The 22,583-nt window shown below is 68.2% G+C and carries 24 protein-coding genes; 7 read left to right on the top strand and 17 right to left on the bottom strand.

The annotated features are described in order from the left end of the window. The first annotated feature begins 475 nt into the window (after positions 1-475). The 3 genes from WS70_RS08315 to WS70_RS08305 all read left to right on the top strand — a co-directional run bounded on the left by WS70_RS08315 (position 476) and on the right by WS70_RS08305 (position 2,211). Complete coding sequence (locus tag WS70_RS08315) at positions 476-766, top strand: PsiF family protein (protein WP_059471289.1); 291 nt, start codon at positions 476-478, stop codon at positions 764-766. A 208-nt stretch (positions 767-974) separates the two neighbouring features. Then, on the top strand, positions 975-1,418 hold the full coding sequence (locus tag WS70_RS08310) for a hypothetical protein (protein WP_059597084.1): 444 nt from the start codon (positions 975-977) through the stop codon (positions 1,416-1,418). Between the two features lie 205 nt (positions 1,419-1,623). Beyond that, a complete protein-coding gene (locus WS70_RS08305) occupies positions 1,624-2,211 on the top strand; it encodes a BPSL1445 family SYLF domain-containing lipoprotein (RefSeq protein WP_059471287.1) in 588 nt (195 codons plus the stop codon). Positions 2,212-2,373: 162 nt separating this feature from the next. On the opposite strand, the gene WS70_RS08300 is transcribed toward WS70_RS08305, so the two are convergent. The 10 genes from WS70_RS08300 to mltG form a co-directional block, all read right to left on the bottom strand. Continuing rightward, positions 2,374-3,438 (bottom strand): glycosyltransferase family 4 protein, encoded by a 1,065-nt coding sequence (locus WS70_RS08300; protein ID WP_059471286.1) that lies wholly within the window; start codon positions 3,436-3,438, stop codon positions 2,374-2,376. Between the two features lie 575 nt (positions 3,439-4,013). Further along, a complete protein-coding gene (locus WS70_RS08295) occupies positions 4,014-5,192 on the bottom strand; it encodes an AAA family ATPase (protein WP_059597085.1) in 1,179 nt (392 codons plus the stop codon). Positions 5,193-5,377: 185 nt separating this feature from the next. Next, positions 5,378-6,562 carry a mechanosensitive ion channel family protein gene (locus WS70_RS08290; RefSeq protein ID WP_059471284.1) on the bottom strand — a complete coding sequence of 395 codons (1,185 nt, stop codon included), beginning with the start codon at positions 6,560-6,562 and terminating at the stop codon, positions 5,378-5,380. Between the two features lie 66 nt (positions 6,563-6,628). Continuing rightward, entirely contained in the window at positions 6,629-6,982 is a 354-nt protein-coding gene (locus WS70_RS08285; protein WP_004192506.1) for a Rap1a/Tai family immunity protein, read from the bottom strand. A gap of 73 nt (positions 6,983-7,055) precedes the next feature. Next, entirely contained in the window at positions 7,056-7,778 is a 723-nt protein-coding gene (locus tag WS70_RS08280) for an ankyrin repeat domain-containing protein (RefSeq protein WP_059597086.1), read from the bottom strand. A gap of 11 nt (positions 7,779-7,789) precedes the next feature. Next, a complete protein-coding gene (locus WS70_RS08275; protein WP_059597087.1) occupies positions 7,790-8,599 on the bottom strand; it encodes a TatD family hydrolase in 810 nt (269 codons plus the stop codon). Between the two features lie 53 nt (positions 8,600-8,652). After that, complete coding sequence (locus WS70_RS08270; RefSeq protein ID WP_059597088.1) at positions 8,653-9,159, bottom strand: GNAT family N-acetyltransferase; 507 nt, start codon at positions 9,157-9,159, stop codon at positions 8,653-8,655. A 36-nt stretch (positions 9,160-9,195) separates the two neighbouring features. Next, entirely contained in the window at positions 9,196-10,224 is a 1,029-nt protein-coding gene (locus tag WS70_RS08265) for a DNA polymerase III subunit delta' (RefSeq protein WP_059471280.1), read from the bottom strand. Positions 10,225-10,243: 19 nt separating this feature from the next. Further along, on the bottom strand, positions 10,244-10,864 hold the full coding sequence (gene tmk, locus WS70_RS08260) for a dTMP kinase (protein WP_059471279.1): 621 nt from the start codon (positions 10,862-10,864) through the stop codon (positions 10,244-10,246). After that, positions 10,865-11,884 carry an endolytic transglycosylase MltG gene (mltG, locus tag WS70_RS08255; protein ID WP_059471278.1) on the bottom strand — a complete coding sequence of 340 codons (1,020 nt, stop codon included), beginning with the start codon at positions 11,882-11,884 and terminating at the stop codon, positions 10,865-10,867. Positions 11,885-11,962: 78 nt separating this feature from the next. Between mltG and ygfZ the strand changes: the two genes are divergently transcribed. Together ygfZ and WS70_RS08245 are read left to right on the top strand one after the other, a co-directional pair. Further along, complete coding sequence (ygfZ, locus tag WS70_RS08250) at positions 11,963-13,009, top strand: CAF17-like 4Fe-4S cluster assembly/insertion protein YgfZ (RefSeq protein ID WP_059597089.1); 1,047 nt, start codon at positions 11,963-11,965, stop codon at positions 13,007-13,009. Between the two features lie 70 nt (positions 13,010-13,079). Next, on the top strand, positions 13,080-13,931 hold the full coding sequence (locus tag WS70_RS08245) for an NRDE family protein (protein ID WP_059597090.1): 852 nt from the start codon (positions 13,080-13,082) through the stop codon (positions 13,929-13,931). Between the two features lie 315 nt (positions 13,932-14,246). Here WS70_RS08245 and WS70_RS08235 read toward each other — a convergent pair whose 3' ends face one another. The 6 genes from WS70_RS08235 to WS70_RS32755 form a co-directional block, all read right to left on the bottom strand. Next, positions 14,247-14,687, bottom strand: coding sequence for a GNAT family N-acetyltransferase (locus tag WS70_RS08235; RefSeq protein ID WP_059471275.1), 441 nt, complete (start codon positions 14,685-14,687; stop codon positions 14,247-14,249). Positions 14,688-14,986: 299 nt separating this feature from the next. After that, entirely contained in the window at positions 14,987-15,946 is a 960-nt protein-coding gene (locus WS70_RS08230) for an alpha/beta hydrolase (protein WP_059597091.1), read from the bottom strand. Positions 15,947-16,027: 81 nt separating this feature from the next. Beyond that, positions 16,028-17,026, bottom strand: a complete 999-nt coding sequence (locus tag WS70_RS08225; protein WP_059597092.1) for an NADP-dependent oxidoreductase — start codon at positions 17,024-17,026, stop codon at positions 16,028-16,030. Positions 17,027-17,111: 85 nt separating this feature from the next. Continuing rightward, positions 17,112-17,594, bottom strand: a complete 483-nt coding sequence (locus tag WS70_RS08220) for a PaaI family thioesterase (RefSeq protein WP_059471272.1) — start codon at positions 17,592-17,594, stop codon at positions 17,112-17,114. Then, positions 17,591-17,905, bottom strand: a complete 315-nt coding sequence (locus WS70_RS08215; RefSeq protein WP_059471271.1) for a Dabb family protein — start codon at positions 17,903-17,905, stop codon at positions 17,591-17,593. Before WS70_RS08215 ends, WS70_RS08220 begins: the two co-directional genes overlap by 4 nt. A 604-nt stretch (positions 17,906-18,509) precedes the next feature. Continuing rightward, a complete protein-coding gene (locus WS70_RS32755; RefSeq protein WP_059471270.1) occupies positions 18,510-18,725 on the bottom strand; it encodes a hypothetical protein in 216 nt (71 codons plus the stop codon). A gap of 423 nt (positions 18,726-19,148) precedes the next feature. On the opposite strand from WS70_RS32755, the gene WS70_RS31405 reads away from it, so the two are divergent. Continuing rightward, the gene (locus WS70_RS31405) at positions 19,149-19,439 is read left to right on the top strand and encodes a hypothetical protein (RefSeq protein ID WP_156438115.1); all 291 of its coding nucleotides are present in this window, start codon (positions 19,149-19,151) and stop codon (positions 19,437-19,439) included. 338 nt (positions 19,440-19,777) lie between these two features. Continuing rightward, positions 19,778-21,178: a GGDEF domain-containing protein gene (locus WS70_RS08200; RefSeq protein ID WP_059597095.1), complete on the top strand. Its 1,401-nt coding sequence runs from the start codon at positions 19,778-19,780 to the stop codon at positions 21,176-21,178. A gap of 199 nt (positions 21,179-21,377) precedes the next feature. Here WS70_RS08200 and WS70_RS08190 read toward each other — a convergent pair whose 3' ends face one another. Beyond that, on the bottom strand, positions 21,378-22,556 hold the full coding sequence (locus WS70_RS08190; protein WP_059471267.1) for an acetyl-CoA C-acyltransferase: 1,179 nt from the start codon (positions 22,554-22,556) through the stop codon (positions 21,378-21,380). Positions 22,557-22,583: the final 27 nt, after the last annotated feature.

Genomic DNA, 22,583 nt, shown 5'->3' with positions numbered 1-22,583 from the left:
GACCACTGTCCGGCAAGGGCGGAGTTATCCCGAGTGCGCGGGCGCGCGGCCCAAGCCGCACGCGCCGGGTGTGCGGTGCGCGTCACAATCGTTCGCACTCCCGCGCGATGCGTTCGCATCGCGCCGATTCGCATGCGCCGCGCCGGCTCGCGTTATCTCGAAATAGACAGATTCGACGGCATCGCCGCGCGGCCCGGCTTCGCCCGGGTACACGGCGCCGGCATCGGGCGTCCGCCCGAAAAGCCCGCGGCGTCGAAATGTTTACAATCTTTCTAAAAACAATTCGGCCGCAGCGGTTGGCCGCATCCTGCGCCGGGCCGCCGCGCCCGCTTCACGCGAAAAATAGCGCACCGCTCGTTTTCCCGAGTATTTTGTCGTTTCAGCGCCGATTTGCCATAATGCAAACCGCGACCCGCGCAGCCGCGCGATTCGCGGCTTATCGAACAAGATGCAATTCACCCACTGGGAGTGTCCAATGAAGATCCGATCGCTGATGGCCGCGCTGCTCGTCGGCGGCATGCTGGCTTCGCCCGCGTTTGCCGCAAACAGCCAACAGGACAAGATGAAGGCCTGCAACGCGCAGGCTGCCGGCAAGACGGGCGACGAGCGCAAGGCATTCATGAAGGACTGCCTGTCGGCGAAGCCGGCGAAGAAGATGTCGCAGCAGGAAAAAATGAAGGCCTGCAACACGCAAGCCGCCGGCAAGACGGGCGACACCCGCAAGGCGTTCATGAAGGACTGCCTGTCGGCGAAGCCTGCCGCCTGACGCCTCCAGCGAATCGGCACGATGCCGCGCACCGTTTCGACGGGCGCGGCATTTTATTTTGCGGCGCACGCGTCGGCGCGCGGCCGACTGCGGCATTTGGCCGCATTTTCTTCTATGATGGCTGCAGCGCGGCCCTCCCCACTCAAAAGAATTGCCATCGGGCCGCCCTCATGACGGATGCGCACCGCGCATCAAACGGAGGCACGGGATGGCATGGAGACAAAGCCGCTGGTTCCGCCGCTGGCTGATCGTAATCGTGTTCTGGGCGGTGCCCGTCGCGATCGTCGCCGTGCGTGAGATCCGCGAGGAGATGGCCTACAACCACGCCGACCTCAAGCTCGCGCTGACGACCTGGGAACTCACCGACGCGCAACGCGCGGCGGGCGCGGCGGCGGTCTGCCGTGGCGAGCCGGACGAAGCGCGCGCGGCGGGCTGCCCTGCCGACGTGCTGGCGGCGAACGCACGCCGCCAGCAGGAGGCGCGCGACGAATTCGCGGTGCGCAGGCATACGCTCGCGAGCTATCTGTGGCATGCGTTCGTCGGCTACTGGATCGTCCCCGCCGCGTTCCTGTTCGCGTGCGGCGTGGTGATCGGCCTCGTGCGCCGCGCACTGAGGCGCCCACCCATCAAGCCGCCCGTTTCCCATCACTGAAGTTGCGCAGTACGAGACATCGTTCACCGAAGCAAACCTTGGCCCAGGACAACGCGCGCATACGGGCGCCGTCGCACAATGAAATGCGATTTGACGGTCTTTCACCTTACAGCGGTAAGGCGAAGCGATTCGCTGTGTTATAAAGTCCCGCGTGACATGCCCGTTCGCGGGAATCACGCTGATCTACACTTGATGGAGAAAGACGATGCAGAAACGCAATCTCGTGTTGAAAGCCGCCGCCGCGCTCGTCGTGGGCAGCTTGGCGCTCGCCGGTTGCACGACGACGCCGGACAAGCCCGCCACCGCCGCGACCAACGCGTCGAAGCGTCAAGCCATCGATGCAAGCGTCGACGCGACGCTGTCGCGCCTGTACTCGACGGTGCCCGGCTCGCGTGAACTCGTCGCGAAGTCGCGCGGCGTGCTCGTGTTCCCGGACGTGATCCAGGCGGGTCTCATCATCGGCGGCCAGACCGGCAACGGCTCGCTGCGCGTCGGCGGTGCGACGGTCGGCTACTACAACACGTCGTCGCTGTCGGTCGGCCTGCAGGCAGGCGCGCAGTCGAAGGCGATCGTGTTCCTGTTCATGACGCAGGACGCGCTCGACAAGTTCCGCGGCTCGGAAGGCTGGGCCGCAGGCGCCGACGCATCGGTCGCGCTCGTGAAGATGGGTGCGAACGGCGCGATCGACACGACGACGGCGACTGCGCCCGTCGAAGTAGTCGTGCTGACGAACGCCGGCCTGATGGGCGACGTGTCGATCAGCGGCACGAAGGTCACGAAGCTGAAGATCTGACGCCGACACGCCTGGCCGCCGCACCGACGGCAAGCGGCGGCCGCCGCGAAAACGGCGATGCGCTTTCATGCGCATCGCCGTTTTTTTGTGCGCCGTCCGATGGTCCGATCCGACGACCGGCCGCGCGCGGCGGGCGGCGCGATACGCGCAGCCCTCGTTCGCTCAAGACGCCGAATCGATTACCTTGAAGCGCGCGCGCTTCTGCGCGCGAATCAGCGATTGATAGACGTCGACGTATTGCTGCGCCATCCGGCGCGACGTGAAGCGCTCTTCGAAGCGCGCGCGCACGCGCTCGCGCGACAGCGTGTGCAGCCGGTTCACGGCCGCGACGGCGCTGATCTCGTCCTCGACGATGAACCCCGACATACCCTCGTCGATTACCTCCGGCACCGCGCCGCGATTGAACGCGATGACGGGCGTGCCGCACGCCATCGCTTCGATCATCACGAGGCCGAACGGCTCGGGCCAGTCGATCGGGAACAGCAGCGCATGCGCGCCCGACAGGAACGCGGCCTTCTCGTGATCGGCGATCTCGCCGATGTACTCGACATGCGGCAGCGCGAAGAGCGGCTTGATCTCGCGCTCGAAATACTCTTCGTCCGCCGCATCGATCTTCGCGGCGATCCGGAGGCGCATCCCGCAGCGCTGCGCGATCCGGATCGCCGTGTCGACGCGCTTTTCCGGCGAGATCCGGCCGAGGAACGCGAGATACGACTGCTCGACGGGCTGCGGCGTGTAGAGCGTCTCCGGCAGCCCGTGGTAGACGGTCGTCAGCCACTTCGCCTGCGGCATCGGCTGACGCTGCGCGTTCGAGATCGAGATCACGGGCGCGGTGTCGAACGTGTCGAACACCGGCTGCTGCTCGGGCAGATCGAGACGGCCGTGCAGCGTCGTCACGAACGGCGTTTCCTGACGCTTGAAGACCGAGAACGAGTAGTAGTCCATGTGGAAATGGAGCACGTCGAAGTCTCGAGCGCGGCGCGCGACGGTCTCCATCAGCAGCATGTGCGGCGCGATCCGGTCGCGAATCGACGAATCGAGCCGCAGCGCGCGCGGCCATACCGCGTCGAGCTTCGCGCGCGTGATCGAGTCGCCGCTCGCGAACAGCGTCACGTCATGGCCCAGGTCGACGAGCGCCTCGGTGATGTACGACACGACGCGCTCGGTTCCGCCGTACAGCTTCGGCGGCACCGACTCGGTCAACGGGGCGATCTGCGCAATTCTCATGGGTACGATCTCCAGTGGCGGCCAGCCAGCGAGCCGGCGTCGGGCAGCGCCCGCAAACTGTCATTATTGGCGATTGACGCGCGACCCAGCGGGCCGATTGCATTTTTTGGGGCTTGTTACAGGCGGGATACACTCGGACCAGCCGCATGTTTGCAGCCGCGGCGGGCATTGTCCAGCAACATGGTCCTTTTTGGCGATTTTCGCCGCGTTTTGCCGGGGCCCGGCGTTCGGATAGGCGGCGTCGTGGTGCGCCGCAATACGCCGTACGACGCCGCGCTTGACCGCTTCGGCCGCTTATCTCGCTTGTCGCCTCCAGCCCTCGTACCGCCGACCTTCGACACCGCCGGCCGCTCGGGACTTGCCGATCGTCACGCATCACGCGTCGCTCGCCGCTCGTGAGTGCTCAACAGGCGCTCGTGAGCCCGACCGTCGCGCCCGGTTGCCCAACTCGGTGCCATGCCGAGCGAGCGAGCGAACGAACGAACGAACGAACGAGCCAATCATACGCCCACGCCCCGCGCCCCCCACGGCCGCCGCGCCGCCCTCGCCTGCCTTGTAAGCGCGGGCGGACGCGCTCACCGCGCCGGCCACTTCCACGCCGGCCGGTCGAGCGCATCCGCATCGACGATCCGCGTCGCGCCCAGCTCTTTCTCGAGCACGATCGAATGGCTGCGCGGCTCGCGTTCGAGCGACGCGACGAGACGCGCCGCATGCGACACGACGATCACCTGCGAACGCTCGGCCGCCTGCGCGATCAGCCGGCCGAGCGCGGGCAGCAAATCCGGATGCAGGCTCGTCTCCGGTTCGTTCAGCACGAGAAGCGCCGGCGGACGCGGCGTCAAGAGCGCCGCGACGAGCAGCAGATAACGCAGTGTGCCGTCCGACAACTCGGCCGCGCGCAGCGGCCGCAACAGCCCCGGCTGCCGCATCAGCACCTCGAAGCGGCCGCGCTTGCCGGGATTGTCGATCTCGATCCGTGCGCCGGGAAACGCGTCGTCGATCGCCGCATCGAGCGCCGCGGCCGCGCCGATCTCGTAGATCGTCTGCAGCGCGGCCGCCAGATCGCCGCCGTCGTCGGACAGCACCGGCGTATGCGTGCCGACCTGGGGAAGCCGCGCGGGCGCGAGCGCGTCGGTGCGGAAATGATCGTAGAAGCGCCACGAGCGAATCCGCTCGCGCACCGCGATCATCTCCGGCGCGCCGCGCGGGTCCGAGAACTCGGTCATCATGCTGTCGAAGCTCGCGACGGGCTGCGGCACGGCCTGCCAGTCGCCCGCTTCGTCGCGCGTGCGAAGCTGCGCACCGCGCCGGTCGACGAGGAGCGTCGACGGCCGCGGCATCGCCCCGGCCCAGATGCACTCGCGCTTGACGACCGGATCGAGCCCGAACTCGGTCTCGCCGTTCGGCGGCGGCAGCCCGAGGTCGATCGCGTAGCCGAAGTCGTCGCACGCGAAGCCGAGCTTCAGGCTCACCGGCTCGCTGCGGACCGTGCCCGTCACCGGCATCTCACCCGTCAGCATCCCGCGGGAGAAGCGCTCGGGCCCCGCCCACAGCGTCGACGGCAGCCCGCCCTCGCGCGCAAGCGACGGAATCACGCGGCCTTGCGCGGTATCCGCGAGCAGGCGCAGCGCGCGATACAGGCTCGACTTGCCGCTGCCGTTCGGCCCGGTGATCACGTTGAGCGTCGCGAGCGGCACGATGAGTTCGCGCAGCGATCGGTAATTGGCGATGGCGAGTGCGGTGAGATGCGGCATCGGAAGGAAAATCGATTGAATCGGCGAATCGAAAATGAATGAAGCGAACGTGGATCGAAGCGTGTGCGAGCCGGTCCGGAGCCGGCGAGCGTCACGGACCGCTTCCGTGACGTTTCAGCCCCGCACACGATGCGCACTGCGGCACGCCCGACGCCACGCCGCCCGTCGCGACGCGCTCCGCTCGATTACGGCGCGCGCGGCGCGCTGGTCTCCGACGCCGTCGGATCGGCCGCGGTAAACGCCGCGGTGCTCGCGGCCGGTTCGAGTACGCGCTCACCCGGCTGCGGCTCGCGCGCGGCCGCGCCGGGCGTCGTCCATTCGGCGCGCTCGCGCGGCAGGCAATGCGGATAGTGCGCGTTGATGAACGCGACGAGCCCCTCGCGCACGCGGCAGCGCAAATCCCACGCGAGCGACGAATCGCGCGCGCTGACGAGCGCGCGCAACTGCATCGAGCGCTCGGTCGCGTCGGTCACCTGCAGCACCTGCACGCGGCCGTCCCATTCGGGCGCGGCGGCGACGATCCGCGCAAGCTCCGCGCGCAGCGGATCGAGCGGCAACCGGTAGTCGACGTACAGGAACACCGTGCCGATCAGCTCGGCGCTGCTGCGCGTCCAGTTCTGAAAAGGATTCTCGATGAACCACTGCAGCGGCACGACGAGCCGCCGCTGGTCCCACAGGCGCACCGATACGTAAGTGCCCGTGATTTCCTCGATGCGCCCCCACTCGCCCTGGATGATGACGACGTCGTCGAGCCGGATCGGCTGCGACAGCGCGATCTGCAGCCCGGCGATCAGGTTGCCGAGCACCGGGCGCGCGGCGATGCCGGCGACGAGGCCCGCGACGCCCGCCGATGCGAGCAGGCTCGCGCCGACCTGCCGCACGTTCGGGAACGTCATCAGCGCGGCGCCCGTGCCGATGACCACGATCAGCACCATCACGGTCCGCGCGAGCACGCGGGTTTGCGTGTGGATGCGCCGCGCCTCCAGGTTGTCAGACGTATCGATCGGATGCGCGCGGATGATCGCGTCGCCGACCGCGGCGGCGAGCCGCATCAGCAGCCACGTCAGCGACACGATCGTGCCGACCGCGGCGAGCGTGCGCAGCCCGGCCGCGTGCGGCAGCGCGTCGGCGACCTGCAGCCACAGGAATTCGAGCGCAAGGAACGACAGCAGGACGAGCGACGGCCGGTCGACGTACGACACGATCACGCTCATGAACGGATAAGGCCGCGCGATCGGCACTACGATGCGCGCGCCGATCCGGTGAATGCCCGCGACCACGAGCACCACGAGCGCCGACACGACGAGCGTGCCGAGCCAGGTATGAAGCGGCGCATCGGCAATGCGCCACAGGTCGTCGATCGTCATCATGCGCGCCGTGTCTAAGTCAGGTTCGCGGGGAACGCGTCTCCGCGCTGGGGCGGCGGCCGGCCCGGATCAATAGCTGCGGCAGGGAAACGCCTTGCCGAGCCCGAGCGACACTGCCGTGCTCGCGTTGTAGTCGGCGAGCTTCGGATTCTCCGCGATGTACTTGCGCACCGCGTCGGTCATCTGCTGCGCCTTGATGTCGGGCGGCAGGCAGAAGTACTGGCCGACGCGCGGCCCGGTCGTGCCGCCGATCGCGTCGATCGTGTTGTAGACGCCGTCCGCCGCGCCTTCGATGTACGCCGCGCACGATGCCCGCGATTTGACGTCGGTCTTCGCGCACAGCTTGTCGAGGTCGCCGGCCGTAAAGGCGGCCGCTGTCAGCGGCACGGCGAACGCGGCGGCACAAAACATAGCCCGCAACATGAATCTTCCTTATGTCAGAAGGCGAAACCGCCGATACGACGAAAGGCGCGGCAGGACGCCGCGCCGAAAACCGTTATTTTGCACTCTTTTGCGCGTTCGGCGCTGGCGCGTCGCCGATGCGCACCGTGCGCTTCGACAGGATCGCGGTCGCGTCCGGCGCGTTGTAGTGCTTCGCGAAGTCGAGCGCGGTGATGCCGAGCTGGTTTTTCAGCGCGGGATCGGCGCCCTGGTCGAGCAGCAGCGTGACGGTCGGGCCGTGGTTGCCGCGCGCGGCCATCATCAGCGGCGTCGTACCGTTCGGCGACGCGGCGTCGATGTACGCGGACTTGTCGAGCAGGTACTTGACGACGTCGTCGTTGCCGTTCGTCGCCGCGTAATGGAGCGGCGCCCAGCCCTTCTTGCTCACTTCGGCGCCCTTGTCGACGAGCAGCTTCACGAGCGGCAGATCGCCGTTCAGCGCGGCGAGCATCAGCGCGTTCTCGCCCGCCTTGTCTTCCTTGTCGAGATCGACGTTCGGCGCAGCGGCGAGCGCGGCGGCGACCTGATCGGACTTCTCGCGCGCGGCGACCACGATGAGCGGATCGCCGTTCGGCGCAATCGTGTTCGGGTCGAGGCCGTTCTTCAGTTGTTTCGAGATGTCCTTGATGTCGTCGAACTTGACGGCCTTCACGATCCCGTCGAGCGACTCCGCGTGCGCGGACGCCGCCGCGAGCACGCCGAGCCCGCCCGCGACCGCGAGCGTGCGCAGCACGGCACCCATCGCGCACTGTTTCGACAAGTATTTGATCGACTTCATTTTTTCAGCTCCTACCCCTGGTTGACTGGGCTGGCGTCGCCCGCGCGGGCGATCTTGAACAGCCGGAAAAAGTTCCGCGACGTCGCGGCGGCGAGCGCCTCGTCGGTCATCCCGCGTTGCGCCGCGATAAAGCGTCCGACATAACTGACGTACGCAGGTTCATTCGGCTTGCCGCGATACGGCACGGGCGCAAGGTACGGCGAATCGGTCTCGATCAGCAGACGGTCGAGCGGCACGCGCCGCGCGACGTCCTGCACGTCGGTCGCGTTCTTGAACGTGACGATGCCGGAGAGCGAGATGTGGAAGTTCTGCGCGAGCGCCGCTTCGGCGACGGGCCACGGCTCGGTGAAGCAGTGCATCACGCCGCCCGGCACGCTCGCGCGCTCCTCGGCCATGATCCGCAGCGTGTCTTCCGACGACGCGCGCGTATGAACGATGAGCGGCTTGCCCGTCGCGTGCGCGGCGCGGATGTGCGTGCGAAAGCGCTGGCGCTGCCATTCCATGTCGGCGATCGAACGGCCGTCGAGACGGTAGTAGTCGAGACCCGTCTCGCCGATCGCGACGACCTTCGGATGCGCGGCGAGCTCGACGAGCTCGGCGAGCGTCGGCTCCTTCGCGTCCTCGTGATCCGGATGCACGCCGACCGACGCGAAGACGTTGTCGTGATCGCGCGCGATCGCGAGCACCGACGGCAGCGTCTCGAGATCGACCGACACGCAGAGCGCGTGCGTGACGCCGTGCTCGCGCATGTTGTCGAGCACTTGCGGCAGACGGTCGGCGAGCCCTTCGAAATTGATGTGACAGTGAGAATCGACGAACATGATGAATTCCTTGCTGCGCGCGGCGGCGGCCCGGCGGATAAACCCGCGCGCGCTTACGCGTCGACGAGCCGCCTGCCGACGATCACGAGATCGCGCTCGACGCCGTCGAGCACCGCGACGCGCGGCAGCGTGCCCCAGGTCGAAAAGCCGTGGCGCGCGAAGAGCCGCAGGCTCGGCTCGTTATGACCGAAGATGAAGCCGAGCGCCGTGTGGACGCCGAGCTCGGGCGCCTTCGCGAGCGCGAGTTCGAGCAGCTTGCCGCCGAGCCCCTTGCCGCGCGCGGTCTCGTCGAGATAGATGCTGATCTCCGCCGTGTGGCCGTATGCGGGACGGCCGTAGAAATCGGAGAAGCTCAGCCACGCGATCACCCGCCCCGCTTCCTCGACGACCCACAGCGGCCGCGCGTGCGGATTGTGCGCGTCGAACCATGCGCGGCGGCTGTCGACCGTCACGGGCTCGGTATCGGCCGTCACCCGGCGCGACGCGACCGTCGAATTGTAGATCGCGACGATATCGGACAGATCGTCGGGCGTGGCGTCGCGGTAGGCAAGCTGAGTCATGGATGGCGATTCGATGGGCGAAACGGTTGGGCAGGACTACGCGAACAGCTCGCGGTAGCCGAGAAACAGCTCTTCGAACACGAGGCGCGCGCCGAGCGGATGGTTCTCCACCGCGCGCTGCCGCGTGACCGTCTTCTGGAAGCGCGCGAACGCGTTCGCGTCGAGCGCCGCCGCGCAGCGCGCGAGCGCCGCCCGCTGCGCGGGGAAGTAGCGCGGCGCGCCCGCCGCGCGCTCGGCGAGCAGATCATACAGCCAGCGCTGCAGCCAGCCGAGCACGACAGGCACGGGCAGCTTCTGCAGCGTCTCGCCGCACGCGAACGGATCGCACGCGGCGCCCGCCGCGAGCTGCGCGAGCGTCCAGTCGCGCAGCGGCCGGTTCTCGTCGCTCGCGAGCGCGAGCGCGGCGAGCGGCGCGCCGCCCGCTTCGGCGAGCAGCGCATTCGCATCGGCGACGTTCTGCGCCGCGAGCCAGGCCGCGGCCGCGTCGGGCGCGGGCACCGTCATCGGCCACTGGCGGCAGCGGCTCACGATCGTCGGCAGCAGCCGGTCGATGCGCGCGGACACGAGCAGGAACACGACGCCCGCGGACGGCTCCTCGAGCGTCTTCAGCAGCGCGTTCGCGGCCGCGACGTTGAGCGCCTCGGCCGGATACAGCACGACGACGCGCGCGCCGCCGCGATGCGACGCGATCCCGCAGAAGTCGACGAGCGCGCGCACCTGCTCGATCTTGATTTCCTTGCTGGGCGTCTTGGTCTTCTTGCCGCCTTCGTCGGCGTCGGCGGCCTTCGGCTCGTCGGCCGCGCCCGGCAGCTCGCCCGCGAGCGCCTCCGGCACGACGATCCGGTAATCGGGATGATTGCCCTGCTCGAACCACGTGCAAGCGGCGCACGCGCCGCACGGCTCGCCGCGCTCATGCGGCGCCTCGCACAGAAAACCCTTCGCGAGATGCTGCGCGAAGGCGAGCTTGCCGATCCCCGCCTGGCCGTACAGCAGCAGCGCGTGCGGCCAATGCGCGCGCAGCGCCTGTAGGCGGTTCCAGTCGTCGGTCTGCCACGGATAGATCATCGTTCGCGTCTTCCTTTCGTCACAGCGCGGCGAGCACGCCTTCGAGCTTCTTGCGGATCTGCGGAATCGGCTCGCTCGAATCGATAATCGCGAAACGATGCGGCGCCTCCTGCGCGCGGCGCAGGTACTCGGCGCGGGTGCGCGCGAAGAACGCGTCGGACTCGCTCTCGAACTTGTCAGGCATTCGCACCGCGCCGCGGCGCGCGCTCGCGACTTGCGGCTGCACGTCGAACAGCACCGTCAGGTCCGGCTGGAAACCGCCCTGCACCCAGCGCTCGAGCGCCTCGAGCTTGTCGCGCGGCAGCCCGCGCCCGCCGCCTTGGTACGCGAACGTCGCGTCGGTGAAGCGGTCCGACACGACCCAGTCGCCGCGCGCGAGCGCGGGCTCGATCACGAGCGCGAGATGCTCGCGCCGGCCGGCGAACATCAGGAGCGCCTCGGTCTCGAGATCCATCGGCTGGTTGAGGAGAATCTCGCGCAGCGTCTCGCCGAGCCGCGTGCCGCCTGGCTCGCGCGTGACGACGACGTGCTTGCCGCTTTGCCCGAGCCTTTCCTGGAGCCGGTCGCAGAACCACTGCAGATGCGTGGTCTTGCCCGCGCCGTCGATCCCTTCGAACGTGATGAATTTGCCACGCGCCATTCATTGACCTCGTATGTATTTGTCCACGGCTTTGTTGTGATCCCCGAGCGTGTCGGAAAAAACGCTCGTGCCGTCGCCCTTCGCGACGAAATAGAGCGCGGACGTCGCCGCGGGGTTCACCGCGGCGTAGAGCGCCGCCTCGCCCGGCAGCGCGATCGGCGTCGGGGGCAGCCCGCGGCGCGTGTAGGTATTGTACGGAGTGTCGGTCTGCAGATCGCGCTTGCGCAGCCGCCCGGCGTACGCGTCGCCCATTCCGTAGATCACCGAAGGATCGGTCTGCAGCGGCATCCCGACCCGCAGGCGGTTCGCGAACACGCCCGCGACGAATCCGCGATCGGCCGCGTGCCCCGTCTCCTTCTCGACGAGCGACGCAATCGTCAGCGCTTCGTAAGGCGTCTTGAACGGCAGGCCGGGCCGGCGCGCCGTCCACGCGTCGGCGAGGCGCATCTGCATCAGCTTGTACGCGCGGCGATAGACGTTCAGGTCGCTCGTGCCCTTGTCGAACAGATAGGTATCCGGAAAGAACAGGCCCTCGCCGCTGCCACGCGCGACGGCCTCGTCGGGCGCGCCGATCGCGCGCAGCAGCTCCGCGTCGCTCATCCCGGCGCTCGCGTGCGCGAGCGCGGCGTTCGCGTCGAGCTCCGCGCGCATCCGCCGGAACGTCCAGCCCTCGATCACCGTGACGACGGACTCGTTGACGTCGCCGCGCGCGACCTTCTGCAGCACCTCGTAAGGGGTCACGCCCGTCTTGAATTCGTAGTTGCCGGACTTGAGCCGGCTCGACAGCAACAGCACGCGCGTCATCGCGACGAAGAGCCTCGGCTCGACGGGCACGCCGCCGTGCGCGAGCTGCAGCGCGACGCCGCGCACGCTGCTGCGGGGCTTGATCGTGACGTCGAGGGTCGGCGCGGCGAGTGCGAGGGGCCGGGTGGCCCAGTAATAGGCGCCGCCCGCGCACGCGGCGCCCAGCAATACGACGGCGAGCGCCGCGAGCGCGGCGCACTTCTTCAGTAGGGACATGCGGAACGTGAATCAGGTAAGACTCATATAATACTTGCTCGCCTCTGCCAAAGTCAGGATTGACTGTTCCCTCATTCCATGAGCACACCGATCGCCTCCCCGGCCACGCAGGCCGCCGTTCCCGCCGCGCTGCCGGCGCTGCCCCGTCCGCCCGCCGGCGATTTCGCCGCCGCGCTCGGGCGCGGCGCGTTCGCGGTGCTCGAACAGTTCGGCATCGTCGATGTGACGGGCGCCGACGCCGCCACGTTCCTGCACAGCCAGTTGACGAATGACATCGAACATCTCGACGCCGCGAGCGCACGCCTCGCCGGCTACTGCTCGCCGAAGGGGCGCCTCCTCGCATCGTTCCTCGCGTGGCGCGCCGGCCACGACGTGCGCCTCCTCGTGTCGAAGGACGTGCAGCCCGCGGCGCAGAAGCGCCTGTCGATGTTCGTGCTGCGCGCGAAGGCGAAGCTCGCCGACGCGAGCGACGCACTCGTCGCGGTCGGCTTCGCGGGCGACGTGCGCGCCGCGCTGTCGGGCGTCTTCGACGCGCTGCCGGACGGCGTCCATACGAAGGTCGACGCGCCCGCCGGCGCGCTGATCCGCCTGTCCGACGCGGCCGGCCGCGCGCGCTATCTGTGGATCGGCACGCGCGTCGAGCTCGACGCGTGCCTGCCCGCGCTCGAAGCCGCGCTGCCGCGCGTGTCGGCCGCCGTCTGGGACTGGCTCGACGTGCGCGCGGGCGAGCCGCGGATCACGCGGCCCGCCGTCGAACAATTCGTCCCGCAGATGGTCAACTTCGACGTGATCGGCGGCGTCAATTTCCGCAAGGGCTGCTATCCGGGCCAGGAAGTCGTCGCGCGCAGCCAGTACCGCGGCACGATCAAGCGCCGCACCGCGCTCGCGCACGTCGCGGTCGACACCGACGCCGCGCACGCGGGCGTCGAGCTCTATCATTCGGACGACCCCGGTCAGCCGTGCGGGATGATCGTCAACGCGGCGGCGGCGCCCGAAGGCGGCGTCGACGCGCTCGTCGAGATCAAGCTCGCCGCGCTCGAGAGCGGGTCGGTCCACCTGGCTTCCGCGAGCGGTCCGACGCTCGCATTCCTGCCGCTTCCTTACGCGTTGCAAGCCGAAGCCTGACTGCCGCGCGCCGCCGGACGACACGCGCCGCAACGCGCCGTCCGGCCTCACCCAGCGAGGATATCGCCCGATGTGCCTGATCGTATTCGATTGGCAGCCCGACGCCACCCACGGCCCGGTGCTGACGCTTGCCGCGAACCGCGACGAATTCTTCCGCCGCACGAGCGCGCCGCTGTCCTGGTGGAGCGACGCGCCGAACGTGCTGGCGGGCCGCGATCTCGAAGGCGGCGGCACGTGGCTCGGCGTCGCGCGCGACGGCCGCTTCGCCGCGCTCACCAACTATCGCGCGCCGTTCGACATCCGCGCGGGCGCGCCCACGCGCGGCAAGCTCGTCTCCGAGTTCCTCGCGGGCAACAACGTTGCGCCGCTCGACTTTCTCGCGATCGTCGCCGAAAAGGCCGTGTTCTACAACGGCTTCACGCTGCTCGTCGGCGACGCCGTGCGCGGCGAGCTCGCGTGGTACTGCAACCGCCCGGCCGACGCGCAGCCGGCGCCCGACGCCCCCGCGCTCGTCGCGCCCGGCGTGCACGGGCTGTCGAACGCGCGGCTCGATGCGCCGTGGCCGAAGCTCGTCGCGAAGCGCAGCGAGCTCGGCACGCTGCTCACGGGCGACGCGGCCGCCCCCCTCGACGCGCTGATCGAGATGATGCGCGACACCCGCGAGGCCGCCGACGACGCGCTGCCGCGCACGGGTATTCCGCTCGAGCGGGAGCGCGCGCTGTCTGCGGCGTTCATCGAGACGCCCGAATACGGATCGCGCGGCACGACCGCGTTGCGGGTCGCGCGCGATGTCGAGGGACGGCTGAGGTTCGACGTCAAGGAGCGCTGCGACGACGACGGCTCGCACCGGATCGTGCGGCCGGGCACGTTCGAGCGGGCGTTCACGTTCGACGTCGACGAGGGCGGCGCCGCGCGGCGGTGACGGGTTCGGGACTCGGGACTCGGGACTCGGGACTCGGGACTCGGGACTCGGGACTCGGGACTCGGGATTCGGGATTCGGGATTCGGGATTCGGGATTCGGGATTCGGGATTCGGGATTCGGGATTCGGGATTCGGGATTCGATCAGCATAGGTCGCCGTATCAAAATCGGCGGTCGCGGTGAAATCGCGGCCGTTCATCGCATGCCGCCGCCCCGCGTCCAGCCTGACCGACCGGACGGCAAACGGATCGTGCTCCGTCCCGCCTTGCACGCGTCACGCGCGCCGATTCGGCGCCCACGCGCGACGCCGGACCGCTCACGGCTCGCGCGCCATCTCGATATGCTGCACGCCCGCCTCGACGAACGGCTCGCCGACGATCCGAAAACCGAGCCGCAAATAGAACGCGACCGCGCGCTGCTGCGCGTAAAGACGCACGAGCGCGTCGCCGCGCACCCGCGCTTCGGCGAGAAGCGCATGCAGAAGCCGCGAGCCGACGCCGCGGCCGCGCGCGTCGGCGAGCACCGACACCCGGCCGATCGCGCCCGTCGGCAGCAACCGCCCCGTCGCGACCGCGCGCCGCGCGCCCGCCACCCGGTCGACCAGATACGCGACCGCGTGCCGCGCATGCGGATCGTCGTCGTCGAGGTCGAGCTCGGCCGGGATGCGCTGCTCGCGCACGAACACGGTATCGCGGATTCGCGACGCGTCGCAGCCCAGCCGTGACCAGTCGCCGGTTTCGATCTCAATGCTGTCCATGTGCCGCGTCCTCGTTAGCCAGCGCGCGTCGGGCGTTGCGCACTGCGTTCACGCCCCGCGTATCCGGCGGTTTCGCGCCGCGCCGCCGGTCGCAGCCGATCGCAACCGCAAGCGGCAAAATCGATGCAGATATCGCCTGTCGAATGCCACGCCGCGGCAATCGGCCGATCGCCAGCATCCGCCGCCCGGCCGACCCTACCCGCCCTCGCAGCCGCCACGAATCTCGCTCGACCGGTGAAGCTCGTCCAGTTCGCGAAGCCCGCGCCCGGCCCCGCCGATCGCCTCGCTCGCGTTCAAGCTCAATCGCCCTCGAACGCTGCGCGCAACGCAGAAGCCGCGTCCGCATGCGCAAGACGCACTTCCGGCACGAAGCCGCCCATCTTGAAGAACTCGTGAATCATCCCCGCATACGCGACGAGCGTCACCTTGTTGCCCGCGGCACGCAGCTTGTCCGCGTACGCGTCACCTTCGTCGGACAACGGATCGTACTCCGCCGTCGCGATCCACGCAGGCGCGACGCGCTCGAACGACGGCGCGCCGCGCGTGCCGTCGAGCGGCGCGAAGCGCCAGTCGTCGCGGTCCGACGCGTCGCGCACGTAGTGCGTGAAAAACCACTGGATCGTGTCAGCCGACAGCAGATAGCCCTTCGCAAGCCGTGCGTGCGATTCGGTCTGCTGGTGCCCCGTGGTCCCCGGATAGATCAGCAGTTGCAGCGCGAGCGCGATTCCGCGGTCGCGCGCGAGCACCGCGCACACGGTCGCGAGCGTGCCGCCCGCGCTGTCGCCGCCGACCGCGAGCCGCTCCGGATCGATCCCGAAGCTCGACGCGCGCGCGTGCAGCCACACGAGCGCGTTCTCCGCGTCATCGACCGCAGTCGGGAACCGGTGCTCCGGCGCAAGCCGGTAGTCGACCGACAGCACCGCACAGCGTGCGTCGCGCGCGAACATCCGGCACAGCGCGTCGTGCGTGTTCACGCTGCCGACCGTGAAGCCGCCGCCGTGATAGTAGACGAGCGCGGGCAGCGGCTCGGCGAGGCTCGGCTCGACGGGCAGATAGAGCCGCGCGCCGAACGCGCCGCCATCGCGCGACGGCAGCCGCAGGTCTTCGACCGAGAACATCGGTGCTGCCGCGACGTCGAGGATCGGCGCGCTCTTCTCGTAGGCCGCGCGCGCCTGCGCGGGCGTCTGTTCATGATAATCGGGACGTTTCGCGCGCTCGATCATGTCGAGCACCTGCGCAATCTTCGGGTTCAGCGGCATCGTAAAAGGCAAACGGCGGGCAAACGGCGCGAACGCGCCGACGGAAAGCTCGGGACACGCGCCGTATGATGCCACGGCCCATCAGACGAGCGCGACGAGCTGCTTGCCGAAATTGCGTCCGTTGAGCAGCCCGAGCAGCGCGTCGGGTGCGCGCTCGAGCCCCTGCGCGATCGTCTCGCGGTAATGCAGCTTCTTCTGCGCGACGAGCGCGGCGAGCTGCGCGAGCGCCTCCGGCCACACGTCGAAATGCTCGGACACGATGAAGCCCTGCACGAGAAGCCGCTCGCGCAGGATCAGCGCCGGGTTCGCGAGCGGCGCCGACGCGCCGTCGTACACCGAGATCATCCCGCACATCGCGACGCGGCCGAACGGATTCATCAGCGCGAGCGTCGCGTCGAGCACCGCACCGCCGACGTTCTCGAAATAGCCGTCGACGCCGTTCGGCGCGGCGGCCGCGAGATCGTCGGCGAGCCGGCCCGCCTTGTAGTCGACGCATGCGTCGAAGCCGAGCGAATCGACGACGTAGCGGCACTTGTCCGCACCGCCCGCGATGCCGACCGCGCGGCAGCCGGCGAGCTTCGCGAGCTGCCCGACGACGCTGCCGACGGCGCCGCTCGCCGCGCTGACGACGATCGTCTCGCCCGCACGAGGCCGGATGATCCGATTCAGGCCATACCACGCGGTCACGCCGGGCATGCCGACCGGCCCGAGATACGCGGACAGCGGCACGTGCGTCGTGTCGACCTTGCGCAGTTCCTTGCCCGTCGACGTGCCGTACGCTTGCCAGCCATAGGCGCCGACCACCTTGTCGCCGACCGCGAACGCCGGATTCCGCGACTCGACGACCTCGCCCGCTGTGCCGCCCCCCATCACTTCGCCGAGCGGCTGCGGCTCCGCGTAAGACTTTCCCGCGTTCATCCGCCCGCGCATGTACGGATCGACGGACAGGAAATGATTGCGCACGCGCACCTCGCCGTCGGCGAGCGGCGCGAACGGCGTCTCGACGAGCTTGAAGTTGTCGATGCTCGCCTCGCGCTCGGGGCGCGACACGAGCAGTACCTGCCGGTTGATCTGTGACATCGCCTGCCTCCTCGTGCATCGCGGCGCGCTTTGCCGCGCGCCAATGGCAAACGGCCCCGCCGATGGGCGGGGCCGTTCGGATGCGTCATGCGTCGCTCGGGCCGGGATGCGCGCCCGGATCCGTGCGGGTGCGCTGCCGCGCGATGTCGCGGCCGACCGCGAGCCGCTTCATGTACTTGAACGTGCCGAGCGCCTTCGCGACGAAGTTGCCCGCGCTGTCGCGGACCTCGCCTTCGCAGTACGCCATCGTCGTCGAGCGGTGCAGCACGCGGCCGTACGCGCGCAGCTCGCCGCGCCCGGGCTGCATGAAGTTCACCTTCATCTCGACCGTGACGACGCCGACGCCGTCGTCGGTCAGGCTGCGCGCGGCCATCGCGAGCGCGACGTCGGCGAGCGTCATCGTGACGCCGCCGTGCGCGATGTTCCACGTGTTCATGTGCTGCTCGGCGAGCGGCAGCACGATCTCGCTCGCACCGTCCTTCGCGGATACGAGCTGCACGCCGAGCGCATCGACGAACGGGCTCTCGATCACCGGCTCGTGGCCGGTCGTGGCGGAACCGGCGCTCATCGTGCTTCGTCGACGAGGTAGTCGATGCACTCGCGGCTCTCGCGCACCGCGCCGACGAACTTCTTCACTTCCTCGTGCACCGGATGCACCTGGTATGCGTCGAGCGAAGCCTTGTCGGCGAAGTCGGAGACGAGCACGACGTCGCAGGTCGCCTCGAGACCGGGCGTCGCGACCCCGATTTCGAGAGCAAGGAGGCCCGGCACGATGCCGCGGCACGCCTCGAGCTTCTCCTTCAGCTTCTGCGCGTTCTGCGCACGCGTCGCGCCTTCGGCCGATTCCTTCAGTTTCCACATCACAATATGCCTAATCACTCTGTTCGCTCCAGTTCGCAATCGTCCGGGAATCAGCCCCGATCCCTCGCCTGGCGGACTTCACCCGGCACGTCTTGGTTCGCCTATGTTCGCTCGAAATCGCCATCGCCCGGAACAGCACCGGATAAGGGAACCGGACATCATGCCGACCTCGTCGACACGACACGATACCCGGTTTTACCGCGCTGCCCAGCGACGTCGAGATCAGGCAGGCCGAGGCAGACGACAAGCCTACCAAACTTGCCGGCTCCAATGGATTTATCGCGAACCTCGAAGTCAGCGCACCCCGCGCGACGTTCCGGCAAAATCGCGGCGATCGTCCGGCGCGTCGACGATCGCGGTTCGCCGTCGGTGGCGTTCGCGTTTCGCCAGGACGTCCCATCCGCATTGCGGATACGCGGTGATCACGTTGCGGACCGGCGCCGAGCCGGCCGGGGCGCAACAGGGCGAATTCGTCAGGCTGCCGACCGAAAACGCCCGCGCCCGCGTCGAGCGCCGCGCGCTCAGGCGATCGTTCGAGTTTCGAGATATTCGCTGCAATCAGATCAAGGTCGAGTGCGGATCGTGGAAGCACGCCGCATGCATCGATCGCTATTTTCCCGATTCAACCATAGCGAGTCCTGAGCCATTCCTTGGCCCATATCTGCGCATATGCGATTGCTTCGTCGCGCTGGTCGAATCCCTTCAGGTCGCCGCTCATGAGTACGTCGGACTCGATCCCGTCACGATCGACTTCGATGATCCTGGCGTGAGCCATATACTCGCCGTCGGCCCGCCGCGGCGTCGGGTCGATACGAAATAGTGTCGAATTGAATTGCATTCTGCCCTCCCGGTTGGCGTTGCATCGACCTTCGCGGACGCAACACTGAAGACACAGAGCCATCTAAGTCAGACGCGCTTTCCGGGATACCGGACTCACCTTGCTCGGCGGATCGGCCACGCTGCAATTGCGTCGTCGCCAATGGGAAAGACGTCGTCGTCAGTTGGACCGACGGAATCCAACATCCTTTCGTGCGAAATACGGCTCGACGGCACGATATCGCGTACGGCCCCAGCCGATCCGCCGCGATTCCTCCTACCATGTTAGGCGAGCCGCGACGTCGGCCATGCGCGGATCGCCTCGATGCTTTGATCGACGACAATGCGCCCACTCGCGCAAATCCCGAAGCCGTCGGCGAGGACCGCGCACGGGCGCTTGTCCTCAAGCGTGCAACAGCATTCCAGTGCGTTCAGCGAGCGTCCGTTGCTCGCCACGATTTGGGTCGATGACGCGCTCCGCGTCACGCAACGAAGCCGTACATGCATCACCTGCACTCGAAAATGGGAGTCGCCGACGAGCCTGAACAATATCTACAATGCCGGCAAGCTGCTCGGCGTCACTCCCCGGCAAACCCCGGACAAACCGGTGACGCCGCCGTCGCAACCGCAACGGTCGTTCCAGATGGAAGGCGTCATCGACGGGAAGACCGACCCCGCGAAAGCCAGCCTCCGTGCGCCGCTCGTCAAGTCGCCGCCGACCTACCGACGCTGCTGACGCACGCATTGCCGCATGCTCCCGGCCGCAAGCCGAATCGGCGAACCCCGTTCGCGCGCGGCCACGCATCGTGTGACGGCGCGGATCGCCGCGCCATCGCCCGTGGCGAGCATGGTCGTTCAAACGACGAAAAGCAGCCCGAGCCAGCCGCCGATCGCCGTGCAACAAGCCTGTCCGGCAGGTTTATCAAACGATGCGCACCGCCTATACTCGACGCTAATCGATAACGATTCGGCGATACGAGGCAGCGCGCAATTCGACGCGGCGGCGACGCCATCCCGACGATTCCGCACTGGGGTTTCACGATCGAAACCAAGACCAGCCCTGCGGAGGTCGCCGTGAACACTGCCTTCACCGCCCAGCAAACGCCTCGCGTCGTCGCCACGATCACGCGAATCTACGCCGCGTGCCTGCTGATCGGCTTCGCGCTCGCGCCTGCGTTCGTGATCGCGTATCTGCGGTTCTTCATCGATCCCCGCCTGACTTTCGAGAATCATCACGTCCACGAACTGACGACCGCCGCCGCGACGCTTGCCGATCTCTTCGTCACCTACGTGGCCTGGCGCTGCTATCTGTCGTCGGGCGAGCCGCTGCTGCGCTGGCTCACGCTCGGATTTCTCGGCTTCGCGCTGATCTATTCGCTGCACGGCGCATTCACCGGCATGGCGCACCACGACATCTGGCTGTTCCTGCTGTACGGACCGGCGTCGCGCCTTGTGATGTCGCTCCTGCTGCTCGTCGGGCAGTTGTCGTATTTCAAGGACGCCGATCTGCCCGCGCACCGTCGCCGCCTTGCGATCTGGCTGCCGTGGATCGCCGGCATCGTCGTCATCTGCTTCGCCGTCGCCGCGATCTCGCGATCACCGATCGCCGGCAATCCCTGGATGCACGCATCGATGGAAGGCGGCGCGATGGTCGTGTCGCTCATCAACGTCGCGCTCTTGCTCGTACGACGCATCCGCACACCGCTGATGCTCATCTATGGAATCTCGGTGACGTCGTTCGCGCTGTCGTCGGTCGCGTTCATTCTCGGCAAGCCGTGGAACCACATGTGGTGGCTCGCGCATGCGATCTTTGCGGGCGGCTTCTTCCTGCTGAGCATCGGCGTCGTCCAGGCGTTCCAGACGACCCGCTCGTTCGCGACCGTGTACAGCCAGCAGGATCTGGTGGCGCGGCTCGCCGAATCGATGGCGCGCACCGAAGGCGTGCTGCAGGAGCTCAAGCGGACCAATCAGAAGCTCCAGCATCTCGCGACCACCGATTCGCTGACGGGCGCGTCGAACCGGCGCAAGTTCATCGAGCAGATGCAGACGGAAATCGCGCGCGCGCAACACGACGGCACGTCGTTCTCGCTGCTCGCGCTCGACCTCGACAACTTCAAGAAGATCAACGACAACTACGGTCACCAGGTCGGCGACGTCGTGCTGCGCAGCTTCGTTCAGCAGTGTCTCGCCACGATTCGCCCGCACGATCACATCGCGCGAGTCGGCGGCGAGGAGTTCATGGTGCTGTTGCCGCAGATGCGCGCGGACGTCGCGCGCAAAATCGCGGAGCGCGTGCGGACGGCGATCGCGAAGACGTCGTTCGGCGTCGACAGCGAGCACACGCCCGTGACCGTAAGCATCGGCGTGTCGCAGTATGGGCGCGACGGCGATACGGTCGACGAGATTCTCGGCGTCGCCGACGAGCGGCTCTATCGCGCGAAGCGCGAGGGGCGCAATCGCGTCGTCGCCGATTAGCGCGGCGGGCGGGCGCAATCAAACGGATGGGGCGAATTTCGTTCGGCGCGGCGCTGCGGGTCGCAGGCGTCGTGCGCACACGTCACGCGCATCGCCGCGATGCGACGCGGAGCGCGAACGGCGCGCTTGCCCGCCGCATGCGATGCGACGCAGGCCGATGCCGCCCGGCTCCGGCCCGCAAGCGCCCGACGTCCCGCCGTCAAACCACTTCGAACAATCCCGCCGCGCCCTGCCCGCCGCCGATGCACATCGTCACGACGACGTACTTCACGCCACGCCGCTTGCCTTCGATGAGGGCGTGGCCCGTAAGACGCGCGCCCGATACGCCGTACGGGTGGCCGACCGCAATCGCGCCGCCGTTCACGTTCAGCCGATCGTCGGGAATCCCGAGCGTGTCGCGGCAATAGAGCACCTGCACCGCGAACGCTTCGTTCAGCTCCCACAGACCGATGTCGGACACCTTGAGTCCCGCCTGCTTCAGCAGCTTCGGCACCGCGTAGACGGGCCCGATGCCCATCTCGTCCGGCTCGCAGCCGGCGACCGCGAAGCCGCGGAAGACGCCGAGCGGCGCAAGCCCTTCGCGTTCCGCGACCTTCGCGTTCATCACGACGCACGCGGCCGCGCCGTCCGAGAACTGGCTCGCGTTGCCCGCGGTGATCACGCCGCCCGGCAGTGCCGGACGGATCTTCGCGACGCCTTCGAGCGTCGTGTCGGCGCGGATGCCCTCGTCGGCCGCGAGCGTCACTTCTTTCGTGTAGAGGCGTCCCGTCGCCTTGTCGACAACGCCCGCACGCACGGTGATCGGCACGATCTCGTCATCGAAGCGCCCCGCCGCCTGCGCGGCCGCCGCGCGCAACTGCGAATTCACGCCATACTCGTCCTGGCGCGCCTTCGAGATGCCGTAGCGCTTCGCGACGGTTTCGGCCGTCTGCAGCATCGTCCAGTAAATCTCCGGCTTGTGCGCGTCGAGCCAGCCTTCGCGCAGCATGTGGCGGTTCATCTCGTTCTGCACGCACGAGATCGATTCGACGCCGCCCGCGACGAACACGTCGCCCTCGCCCGCGATCACGCGCTGCGCGGCGAGCGCAATCGTCTGCAATCCCGACGAGCAGAAGCGGTTCACGGTCATCCCCGGCACGCTGACGGGCAGCCCCGCGCGCAGCGCGATCTGCCGCGCGATGTTCGCGCCCGTCGCGCCTTCGGGGTTCGCGCAGCCGATCAGCACGTCTTCGACGCGCGCGGGATCGAGCTTCGCCCGCTCGACGGCGGCCGCGACCACGTGGCCGCCGAGCGTCGCGCCGTGCGTCATGTTGAACGCGCCGCGCCAGGATTTCGCGAGCCCGGTGCGGGCGGTCGATACGATTACGGCTTCGGTCATCCGAGTCTCCTGATTCTGAATTCTGTG

It is taken from the genome of Burkholderia mayonis (assembly GCF_001523745.2).
Taxonomy (GTDB): Bacteria; Pseudomonadota; Gammaproteobacteria; order Burkholderiales; family Burkholderiaceae; genus Burkholderia; species Burkholderia mayonis.
This window is presented reverse-complemented; position numbering and strand designations above follow the sequence as displayed.

Coding starts and splice junctions, on each gene's coding strand:
- WS70_RS08270 (WP_059597088.1), bottom strand. CDS start 9,159: ATGACTCAGCTTGCCTACCGCGACGCCACGCCCGACGATCTGTCCGAT.
- WS70_RS08305 (WP_059471287.1), top strand. CDS start 1,624: ATGCAGAAACGCAATCTCGTGTTGAAAGCCGCCGCCGCGCTCGTCGTG.
- WS70_RS08310 (WP_059597084.1), top strand. CDS start 975: ATGGCATGGAGACAAAGCCGCTGGTTCCGCCGCTGGCTGATCGTAATC.
- tmk (WP_059471279.1), bottom strand. CDS start 10,864: ATGGCGCGTGGCAAATTCATCACGTTCGAAGGGATCGACGGCGCGGGC.
- WS70_RS08295 (WP_059597085.1), bottom strand. CDS start 5,192: ATGCCGCATCTCACCGCACTCGCCATCGCCAATTACCGATCGCTGCGC.
- WS70_RS08275 (WP_059597087.1), bottom strand. CDS start 8,599: ATGTTCGTCGATTCTCACTGTCACATCAATTTCGAAGGGCTCGCCGAC.
- WS70_RS08265 (WP_059471280.1), bottom strand. CDS start 10,224: ATGATCTATCCGTGGCAGACCGACGACTGGAACCGCCTACAGGCGCTG.
- WS70_RS08285 (WP_004192506.1), bottom strand. CDS start 6,982: ATGTTGCGGGCTATGTTTTGTGCCGCCGCGTTCGCCGTGCCGCTGACA.
- WS70_RS08245 (WP_059597090.1), top strand. CDS start 13,080: ATGTGCCTGATCGTATTCGATTGGCAGCCCGACGCCACCCACGGCCCG.
- WS70_RS08230 (WP_059597091.1), bottom strand. CDS start 15,946: ATGCCGCTGAACCCGAAGATTGCGCAGGTGCTCGACATGATCGAGCGC.
- mltG (WP_059471278.1), bottom strand. CDS start 11,884: ATGTCCCTACTGAAGAAGTGCGCCGCGCTCGCGGCGCTCGCCGTCGTA.
- WS70_RS08220 (WP_059471272.1), bottom strand. CDS start 17,594: ATGAGCGCCGGTTCCGCCACGACCGGCCACGAGCCGGTGATCGAGAGC.
- WS70_RS08315 (WP_059471289.1), top strand. CDS start 476: ATGAAGATCCGATCGCTGATGGCCGCGCTGCTCGTCGGCGGCATGCTG.
- WS70_RS08300 (WP_059471286.1), bottom strand. CDS start 3,438: ATGAGAATTGCGCAGATCGCCCCGTTGACCGAGTCGGTGCCGCCGAAG.
- WS70_RS08280 (WP_059597086.1), bottom strand. CDS start 7,778: ATGAAGTCGATCAAATACTTGTCGAAACAGTGCGCGATGGGTGCCGTG.
- WS70_RS08235 (WP_059471275.1), bottom strand. CDS start 14,687: ATGGACAGCATTGAGATCGAAACCGGCGACTGGTCACGGCTGGGCTGC.
- WS70_RS08290 (WP_059471284.1), bottom strand. CDS start 6,562: ATGATGACGATCGACGACCTGTGGCGCATTGCCGATGCGCCGCTTCAT.
- WS70_RS08190 (WP_059471267.1), bottom strand. CDS start 22,556: ATGACCGAAGCCGTAATCGTATCGACCGCCCGCACCGGGCTCGCGAAA.
- WS70_RS08225 (WP_059597092.1), bottom strand. CDS start 17,026: ATGTCACAGATCAACCGGCAGGTACTGCTCGTGTCGCGCCCCGAGCGC.
- ygfZ (WP_059597089.1), top strand. CDS start 11,963: ATGAGCACACCGATCGCCTCCCCGGCCACGCAGGCCGCCGTTCCCGCC.
- WS70_RS32755 (WP_059471270.1), bottom strand. CDS start 18,725: ATGCAATTCAATTCGACACTATTTCGTATCGACCCGACGCCGCGGCGG.